Origin of the sequence: Kriegella aquimaris (genome assembly GCF_900103215.1) — a bacterium.
GTDB lineage: Bacteria > Bacteroidota > Bacteroidia > Flavobacteriales > Flavobacteriaceae > Kriegella > Kriegella aquimaris.
Genome location: NZ_FNGV01000012.1, coordinates 163,854 through 171,074, shown reverse-complemented (window position 1 = coordinate 171,074; position 7,221 = coordinate 163,854). Strand labels below are relative to the sequence as shown.

Annotated in this window: 5 protein-coding genes; 3 read left to right on the top strand and 2 right to left on the bottom strand. The window is 38.9% G+C overall.

Going from position 1 to position 7,221, the window contains the following annotated elements; genetic code table 11:
* Positions 1-263 (top strand): hypothetical protein (locus BLS33_RS24940; RefSeq protein WP_218129609.1); only part of this gene is annotated, 263 nt, incomplete at its 5' end.
* A 508-nt stretch (positions 264-771) separates the two neighbouring features.
* Here the strand turns inward: BLS33_RS24940 and BLS33_RS19205 are convergent.
* Complete coding sequence (locus tag BLS33_RS19205) at positions 772-1,995, bottom strand: site-specific integrase (protein ID WP_089893520.1); 1,224 nt, start codon at positions 1,993-1,995, stop codon at positions 772-774.
* Positions 1,996-2,988: 993 nt separating this feature from the next.
* On the opposite strand from BLS33_RS19205, the gene BLS33_RS19200 reads away from it, so the two are divergent.
* Together BLS33_RS19200 and BLS33_RS19195 are read left to right on the top strand one after the other, a co-directional pair.
* Complete coding sequence (locus BLS33_RS19200) at positions 2,989-4,248, top strand: sialidase family protein (protein WP_089893517.1); 1,260 nt, start codon at positions 2,989-2,991, stop codon at positions 4,246-4,248.
* 83 nt (positions 4,249-4,331) lie between these two features.
* Positions 4,332-5,426: a sialidase family protein gene (locus BLS33_RS19195; RefSeq protein ID WP_176801453.1), complete on the top strand. Its 1,095-nt coding sequence runs from the start codon at positions 4,332-4,334 to the stop codon at positions 5,424-5,426.
* Positions 5,427-5,565: 139 nt separating this feature from the next.
* Here BLS33_RS19195 and BLS33_RS19190 read toward each other — a convergent pair whose 3' ends face one another.
* Positions 5,566-7,203, bottom strand: a complete 1,638-nt coding sequence (locus BLS33_RS19190) for a long-chain fatty acid--CoA ligase (RefSeq protein WP_089893514.1) — start codon at positions 7,201-7,203, stop codon at positions 5,566-5,568.
* Positions 7,204-7,221 lie beyond the last annotated feature (18 nt).

The window sequence follows — 7,221 nt, the reverse complement described above, 5'->3', positions numbered from 1 at the left end:
TTAAGAACCTCTCGAACCTGCATACCCTCAAAGTATACGGTACCGACATCGGAGACCAAAGTATCGCCGTATTTAAGAATTTGGTGAAATTGAAAAGCTTGTATCTATGGGATACGAACATATCGGAAGTGGCATTGCAGGAGCTAAGAAAGGCATCCCCGGTACTTTTGATAGATAATGGGATTGATTCTGCCGTTCAACCATTTTTCGTGGGCGCCGATTCCATTCCGAAAGCGGGGGACGTAGAACAGTCAATCCAATAATTGATAGGCAATCGGAGGTGAAAGCACTGGGAATCCGGGGTGGCCATCATTTTTCTGCGGATTCAATTTCAATCCAATGCCCGATAAAGTATATTTGATATGTATTGTGAATTACCATAATAGCACGTATAAATATTAACACCGCATAAAAATGAAATTTGACTTAAAGGGAAAAACGGCCATCGTCACCGGGGGCGGCAGTGGAATAGGGCTTGCCATTTCAAATTAAGCGTTTCGAAAGATTTTCACTTAATCATCAGATAATTCTCTATTCCATAAAATATGGTTGTTCGGAAAATCATTCTATGAAAATTAAGGTTTTATTGAACTATCAAATATACTTTTTGCTGTATCTATGGTATTATCCCTCAGCACATGCCCGCTACGCTCCGTCCCGAGCAAAATGCTTCGTTCTAATATTCTTGGATTCAAGTCCCGTTTATCGAGTATCCATTTCACAAATCCAACGAATGTGAGATAGTGAACTTTAACAATATATAATACAGGACTAAAAATTAATTACTGCATCCAAAGCCTCATCCGCTTCTTTATGAATAAAATTCGCCTGATAGTTTATGGTGGTTTTTAAATCGCTGTGACGATAGAGCTTTTGTAGCATCAGTGGATGAATCTTATCTCCTGCAATATTGCCAAACGAATGACGTGCAATGTGCATGGTTATTTTTTTGCTAATCTCGGCCTTTTCAGCAATCTTCTTTAAATGTTTATTGAATTTTAAGGTCGCATTTTTTGTGCTACGAAGCATACGGTCCGTATTGTCACGGTCAATACCTCTTAATTCCGGAAAAATGTACTCATCCATGTCGAGAATAGTGACGGAATATTGGTTGATAATGTTTTGGAGCTTGTCTGATATTTTTAATGAGATTACCTTGCTGTTTTTATTCATTTGATAATAAAGCCGCCCCTCTTGAATATCCTTCCATTTTATTTTCAAAACATCTGCAATTCGCATTCCTGCCAAATAAAAGCTGAACAACCAAACATTCCGAGCATGTTTTAGAGGCGCATGTTCTGAAAGGTTTAAATTTTCGATACGGGCAATTTCTTTAACGGTTAGACCTATTTTCACTGATTGAGGGATTTTGATTCTAATCTTGCCCTTCTCTGATCCAAATGGATAAAATTCCTGTTTTACTAGTTTTTCTTGTATAGCCCTATTATATAGTGTCCGGATGAACATGAGAATATTTGCAATACTTCTGTCCCCTAGCGTGCCCCTGGCCTTTAAATAACTTTTAAGGCCTCTAAGAAAAGAAACAGTAATCTGGTCAAAGCTTAATGTCTTGTCCCCAACATAGTCTTTAATTCGATTAAGCAGTGGACGTTCGCTATCGATACGAGAAAGTTTCTTGCTTTCCTCTAACTGCTTAAAGTGTTTTTCAGCGTAATCAAAAAAGGAGTGCCCGGTTAGCGTTGTCGTTAATTGAGATTTCAGCTCTTGCACAGAAAAATGGTCACCATCTTTTGCGGCGGTATCCAATAAAATGGCATTCGCTTCAGCTTGCTTAATTGCGATCAGATTGTTTAAACGTGATGAATTAGGGTGTGATTTTTTCACACGCTGCTTTTTTTCATCCCAGTATTTCGGATCAAGATACTGTCCTGTATACAGATACGTGGATTTTCTATCCTTCGTGACGCGAACAGAAATAGGAAAAAGTCCTTTTTTGTTGCTTTTTTTTCTTAATATCGTAGTAATTGTTGCCATACTTCCTAGCGTATATCGGATCTTGTGGACGGTAAAGATACAAAAACTGGGTACAACATAGGTACAACAAATGATGGTTTTTCTTGGTTTAATATGGTCTTATTTGATTTTTTAGTTCGCTTAACTTGCACGTTTTCAGTCAAATAGATTTATATGGGGTTAAAAGCATATAAGTTCGAGTCCTAGTAGGCCAACGTGATAATCCCCTGATTCTAATAAAATCAGGGGATTTTTTATTTTCTGGCACGACATATTTTATTGTTCTAAATAGTATTTTGATGCACCAACATCAATAGCTGTTTTTTTGTGCGTGATTGTTTGCAATCTATCAATAGGGCGAAGTTGAGCGATAGCCACTTTAAAATTTTCCTATACCACAAAGAGTCTTGCATTATGGTGAAAATGGATTGGATGATTGATGATATCCGAAACCTTGCATAACTTTTTCAATGACTTTTTGATTTTCAATAGCTTTTTCGTAAAAAAAACAGTAGTCGACCCAGATTTTTTTCGTGGATAGGCAGGCTTTTTTATTCAATATTAGTAACAAGAATAACTATCTGAATAGTAATAATTTAAATTATAGAATTTCTTTTTTGTGTTGCATTGTGTAACATCGTTAGCTGCATGTTAATAATTAGGCGCTTATCAAATGGATACATTTTGTTTCCATAAAAAATCCATGAAAGTTGTTGTATGCAGTTTTTCATGTTATATTTCCATTTTTGTCCATAGCACAAAAAAACAAACCTCTGTCAAGTATCGGCCCAATTGTTTTAATGTAAGAATATACATGGCAAAGGGTTTAAAGTTCATGTTTTAGGTTTCTTATGGAATTGAATCGATTTTGAAGATGACAGGCGTACCATTGAAAAAGTTGGAACTCGGGTGGTTAGGGCAAAAAAATAATTAACCAAAATTTCAACAGCTGTCCTTAATGTTAGATTTATTGAAGCAGGAGAGACAAACAAATTAAAAATAACCAGAACACTTATGAATTTTTTCAACGTTTCAAAGCTTGACGTTTTCCTTTGTTTAGCTGTAATTTCTTTTTCTACAACAGGTATACTTGCCCAGAAAAACCCAAAAGATGAGCCCGCCATGGTAAACAAGGCGCCTTCTGTTTTTAATTCTGAATATGAGAAAGTCAAGTCTAGGGTGAGTTATGTTCCGGGGGTTAAGGTAATTAGAGGGGAGACCCATGTGATTGTTCCAGAGCAAGAATTTTTCTGCCCTGCCGGTAGTGTTTTCAAATATAACAATGGAGACATTCAAGTATTTGATAGGCGTTCAAATAATGGAGGAAAGACGTGGCGTCAGGTTCCCCATATTCTGGAAAATTCTACCTACCAGTTCCCTGGGCCAGAAGGGGAAGTGGTCATGTTTCAGTCGGATAATCAGGCGGGAGGTTCGACTAGCGCGGGAAGACCGGAAATTTCTTTGCAAAAGACTAATGAGGAAGGGGTTTTGGAAGCCAACTTTTTTCGTTCAAAGGATAATGGATTAACTAGAATAAGTGACCCTGCCAGGATTTATCTACCTGAAAAATTTAAGGATTGGTCGGGAGTTTTATGCCGCAATATTGTTGGGCTTGATGATGGCAGCCTTCTTATGAGTATGTACCTCAGAAGTGGAGTCAAGAACACCATTGAGAATAAATTTCGTGACATTGTTCTAAAATCCTCGGATAGAGGTAAGACTTGGCATTATTTATCAACCGTGGCTTTCGATATGTCAGAAGATAATAGGGGAGAGGGTTTTAATGAAGCATCCCTATTGGTTCTTCCCGATGGCAAAATCAACTGCTTCATGAGGTCGGGCGCTAGTTATCAAGCCTCCTTAGGTAGTTTTAATAATAACGATTGGGATAATAAAATGCCTTTCGGATTGGGGCAACAAACACCTATTTATAAGAGCGTTTCTGTTGATGGCGGTAAAAACTGGAGTATTCCGGATCCCATAACTGACCATGGTGTTTGGCCAGATGCTACTCTGATGAAAAATGGAATTACAGCATTAACTTATGGGCGGCCTGGCAACTGGATAATGTTTAACGAAGGTGATCGAGATACCTGGGGACCAATTATTCCATTCTACAATGATCTTTATCCCCCAGATTGTGGGAATTATGTTTCAGCGACGGAAGTAGCTCCAGACGTCTTGCTGGTAGTTTATTCCCGCACCAACCCAAACGATCATTGGAAAAGTGAAATTGTGGGCACGTATTTTAATGTTCAGGCAATGACCGAGTAAAATAAATTTAATATATGATGAATTCAAAAGTTTGCTACGTATTTCTTATAACCACAATGATACATAATTTGTGTCTTGGTCAAATGGATAAAACCTTTCTTGACCCGCCCAAATTGATAAAGAATCCATCATCAGTGGAAAATTATTCACCTGAAAGCAGAAAATTCACCGGTATTTCCAGCCTAGCAATAAGTCCTAAAGGGCGTATGTGGGCTACATGGTATGCCGGTATAACACCAGGGGAAGATTTTAATAATTATGTAGTTGTTGCTACCAGTGGGGATCAGGGAGAAACTTGGGAGGAAGTTCTTATAATAGATCCCGATGAACAGGGTCCTGTTCGGGCATTTGATCCTGAGCTATGGGTTGACCCTGAAGGTAAACTCTGGGTATTTTGGTCACAATCAATTCATAAGGAGATGGATAAGCATTACGATGGCATTAATACCGGTGTGTGGGTTTTGACGGTGGATGATGCAGAAGATAGTAACCCATCATGGTCAAAACCAAAACGGATTATTGATGGTATCATGATGTGTAAGCCAATCGTATTATCTACAGGTGAATGGGTTTTACCAGTTTCGACATGGCAAATAAACGATGGAACAAAAGCAGTTATATCAGTTGATCATGGCCAAAGCTGGCAAGTACGTGGTTCTGTTAACGTTCCGGAATTGTTTCGCAATGCTGATGAACACATGATTGTTGAGAGAAAAGATGGAACATTGTGGATGCTTGTTCGAACCAAATATGGGATAGGCGAAAGCATTTCAAAGGACAAGGGATATTCTTGGACTTCTCTAATACCTTCTAAAATTCAACACCCAACGGCTCGATTTTTTATTCATAGACTTAATTCTGGAAATCTTTTACTAGTAAAACATGGGCCAATAGATATGAAAATAGGCCGATCTCATCTGATGGCCTTTGTGTCAAAAGATGATGGACATTCATGGTCAAATGGGCTATTACTGGACGAACGAAAAGATGTTTCATACCCAGATGGTCAGCAAACAAATGATGGAACTATTTATATTACCTATGATTACAAACGTAAAGGCGATCAACAAATATTGGTAACTAGTTTTTCGGAGGATGATATAGCCTTGGGCTCAGATAGATCAATCATAGAGGTGTTTAAACGAAGAAAAATTATTAGCCAAGGAGGAAAAAAATAGTGCTTTATAAATGTTGAAGGTCCATTAGATTAACGAAGTAAGAAAATCCCGATACTGTATCGGGATTTTTTTATTAGAAGGAGCCAAAGTTGGTAATGTTCTGATGATGTACCTCATTCCTGTGATGTGGTCTTCTTGCTTACAAAGCCTTTGTCAGCTTGCCTTCCGCATATGATTTTCTGATTTCTTTCTTATCAAATTTGCCCACGCTGGTTTTGGGCACTTCATCGACTTCAACATAGTCCGTAGGAATTTGATATTTTGCAAAATCCTGAGCCAAAAATGCAATCAGCTCTTTATCCGTCGGGCGGTCTTGTGTGTTATTTAGAACCAAAAGGGCCAAAGGCCGTTCTACCCATTTGGCATCGGGAATGGCGATTACAGCGGCCTCTTTTATTTTCGGATGGGAAATAAGGGCCGATTCAAGAGCAACACTTGATATCCATTCACCACCACTTTTGATAAGATCTTTGGTTCTATCGGTAATATGCATATAGCCGTCTTCATCAATAGTACTTACATCCCCGGTTTTAAACCATCCGTCTTTGGTAAAACTTTCATGATTGTTCGTTTTGAAATAAGCACTCACCGTCCAAGCTCCTTTGACCTGTAACTCTCCCATGGTTTTTCCGTCTTTAGGAGCCAAGGTACCGTCGTCTTTCATGATTCTCAGTTCTACCCCGGGAAAAGCAATGCCTTGTTTGGCCCTTATTTTGAGTTTTTCTTGGTAAGGGAGCTGATCGTGTTTGGGTTGCAATCGACACAATGTTCCCAATGGTGATGTTTCGGTCATTCCCCATGCTTGAACCCCTTTTATGCCAAAATCTCTTTCAAAATTATCGATGAGGCTCATAGGCAGTGCCGAACCTCCAACGAGGTATTCCTCTAAAGCCAATTTCTCCTTAGGGGGATTCTTTTTCATCTCATCGTAAACACCAAGCCAAATAGAGGGAACCCCATTTGCCTTGGTAACCTTCTCTTCGATGAGTATTTTAATAAGGGCGTCGGGTTTTAAATTAGAGGAAGGCATAACCATATCAGATCCGGATAATAGGCACATGTAAGGGTAACCCCAGGCCATTACATGAAATTGGGGTACGATCAACAGGATAATATCTCTCGTACTTACATTTCCCGCATTAGGCGCAAGAATAGTAGATGCATGTAAAAAAGTTGATCTGTGTGAATAGAGAACGCCTTTGGGAAGACCGGTTGTGCCACTGGTGTAACACATGCCGCAAGCATCGTTTTCATCTAGGGTGGGCCAGTCAAAATCTTCCGATTGGTCGGCAATTAAATCTTCATAATGCATGGTGTTTGGCAATGTGGTCACAAAATCTTTTGGTGCATTAAGAAGTACAAAGCACTCTACTGTTTCAAATAGCGGAGCAATTTTTTCTAAAAGAGGCACTAAAGTGGCATCTACAAAAATGACCTTATCTTCTGAATTATTAACGATATATTCCGTTTGCTGTGCCGACAAGCGAATGTTTATCGTGTGACAAACGGCTCCAACACCGCTTATGCCATAATATAACTCGATATGCGGACCATGGTTCCAAGCAAAGGTGCCAACCATATCTCCTTTGGTAATGCCCAATTTTTGGGTCAAAGCATTCGCCAGTTGCTTACAGCGTTTATACATGTCGCCAAACAAATACTCATGGCGCGTACCATTGGGTAAATAGGTTATTATTTTTTTATGGTGAAAAACACTATTTCCATATTCAAGAATGGTGTTCGTGGTAAGCGGGTAATCCATAATTAAGCCATTCATCTCATAAAGTTTTTGGTG